Origin of the sequence: Comamonas sp. (assembly GCF_036666375.1) — a bacterium.
Taxonomy (GTDB): domain Bacteria; phylum Pseudomonadota; class Gammaproteobacteria; order Burkholderiales; family Burkholderiaceae_C; genus Comamonas.
The window spans coordinates 1-1802 of the sequence record NZ_JAVWWA010000222.1 but is presented as its reverse complement, the minus strand read 5'-3'; the positions used below and the strand labels follow the sequence as shown (position 1 = coordinate 1802).

Sequence of the window (1802 nt, the reverse complement as noted above, 5' to 3'; positions counted from 1 at the left end):
TGGGGCGTGGCGTTTCAGCCGGCCAGCGCGGCCTTCACGGCGGCGGACACCTGGCCCATGTCGGCCTTGCCTGCGAGCGCGGTCTTGACCGCGCCCATCACCTTGCCCATGTCGCCCGGGCCCTTGGCGCCGAGTTCGGCCACGATGGCCTGCACGGCGGCAGTGACTTCCTCGGCCGACATGCGCTGGGGCAGGTAGACCTTGAGCACTTCGAGCTCGGCTTTTTCCTTGTCGACCAGATCCTGGCGATCGGCGGTCTCGAAGGCGGCAATGCTGTCCTTGCGCTGCTTGATCAGCTTGTCGACGATGGCGATGATGGCCACGTCGTCGAGCACCACGCGCTCATCGACTTCCTTTTGCTTCATGGCCGCCATCAGCATGCGGATGGTGCCCAGGCGCTCGCTGTCCTTGGCGCGCATGGCGGTCTTCATGTCTTCGGTAATCTGGTCTTTGAGGCTCATGGCATAGCTCCTGAAAGTGGAAATCGGAAATCGGAAAACAAAAAACCCGCGCCTGGCGTCCCGAGCGCGGGTTTGCGGCTTTTGAAGGCCGGCTTGAGCTTAGTACAGCTTCTTGGGCAGCTGCATGCTGCGAACGCGCTTGTAGTGACGCTTCACGGCGGCTGCCTTCTTGCGCTTGCGCTCGGAAGTGGGCTTCTCGTAGAACTCGCGAGCGCGCAGGTCGGTCAGCAGGCCGAGCTTTTCGATCGTGCGCTTGAAGCGACGCAGAGCGACGTCATAGGGTTCGTTTTCTTTTACGCGGATGGTGGTCATTAGCTAATGTTTCCAAATATTTGTTGCCGACAGCGGGAGCAAAGGAGATCGAGCCTGTGCGCCATGTGCGGCGGTTGTTCCCCGTCTATAACTAGTATTGGCCGACGGGGCATTGCCAGCAAAGCCAAGGATTATAGACCAGTTACAGCCGGCTGCAAGGAATTCGCACAGGCATGCGCGCTGGCCCAGGCCCACTGGAAGTTGTAGCCGCCGAGCCAGCCCGTGATGTCGACCACCTCGCCAATGCAGAACAGTCCGGGCTGGGCCCTGCACTCCATGCTCTGCTGCGACAGCACGCGGGTGTCCACGCCGCCCAGCGTGACTTCGGCTTTCTTGTAGCCTTCCGACCCGTTGGGCGTGATTTCCCAGCGGCTCAGGCGCTCGGCAAGACGGTTCAAGGCCTTGTCCGAAGCTTCGGCGATGGGGCGCTGCAGCTCGGCGTCCTGGGCCACCCAGGCATCGGCCAAACGGCTGGGCAGCCAGGTGGCGAGTTCGTTGGCGATCAGCTTGCGCGAGCGCAATTTGGCCTGGGCCAGCGCCGCGGCTAAATCCACATTGGGAGCGAGGTTGATGGACAGCGGCGTGCCCTGCTGCCAGTAGCTCGAGATCTGCAGCACGGCCGGCCCGGACAGGCCGCGATGGGTGAACAGCAGGTCTTCGTGGAAAGCCATGCGCTCCTTCTTGCTGCCGGTGCTGATCTCCACGGGCAGCGCCAGGCCCGACAGCTGCGCATAGGGCTCCCAGGCCGCGCCGTCGAAGGTCAGCGGCACCAGGCCGGGAGTGCGCTCGATCAGCGGCAGGCCGAACTGCTGGGCCAGGCGGTAGCCGAAGTCGGTGGCGCCGATCTTGGGAATCGACAGCCCGCCGGTGGCAATCACCAGGTTGGGGGCGCGCACCGCGCCGCGGTCCGTGGCCAGCAGGTAGCCGTTCGCGTCATGCGAGACGCTGCCCACCTTGCACGGCTGCCAGCGCTCGACGCCGCCCAGCGCGCATTCGGCCAGCAGCATGGCGATGATGTCTTCGGCCGAG

General features: G+C 64.2%; 3 protein-coding genes. All 3 read right to left on the bottom strand.

The window, feature by feature from the left end:
• Positions 1 to 14 precede the first annotated feature (14 nt).
• The gene (locus RR928_RS24810) at positions 15 to 461 is read right to left on the bottom strand and encodes a GatB/YqeY domain-containing protein (RefSeq protein WP_213298304.1); all 447 of its coding nucleotides are present in this window, start codon (positions 459 to 461) and stop codon (positions 15 to 17) included.
• A 99-nt stretch (positions 462 to 560) separates the two neighbouring features.
• Positions 561 to 773, bottom strand: coding sequence for a 30S ribosomal protein S21 (gene rpsU / locus RR928_RS24805; protein WP_159917519.1), 213 nt, complete (start codon positions 771 to 773; stop codon positions 561 to 563).
• 131 nt (positions 774 to 904) lie between these two features.
• Positions 905 to 1802 (bottom strand): NAD(P)/FAD-dependent oxidoreductase (locus RR928_RS24800; protein WP_332684745.1); only part of this gene is annotated, 898 nt, incomplete at its 5' end.

Excerpts from the sequence above, each read along its gene's own strand:
- rpsU (WP_159917519.1), bottom strand. The coding sequence starts at position 773 with ATGACCACCATCCGCGTAAAAGAAAACGAACCCTATGACGTCGCTCTG.
- RR928_RS24810 (WP_213298304.1), bottom strand. The coding sequence starts at position 461 with ATGAGCCTCAAAGACCAGATTACCGAAGACATGAAGACCGCCATGCGC.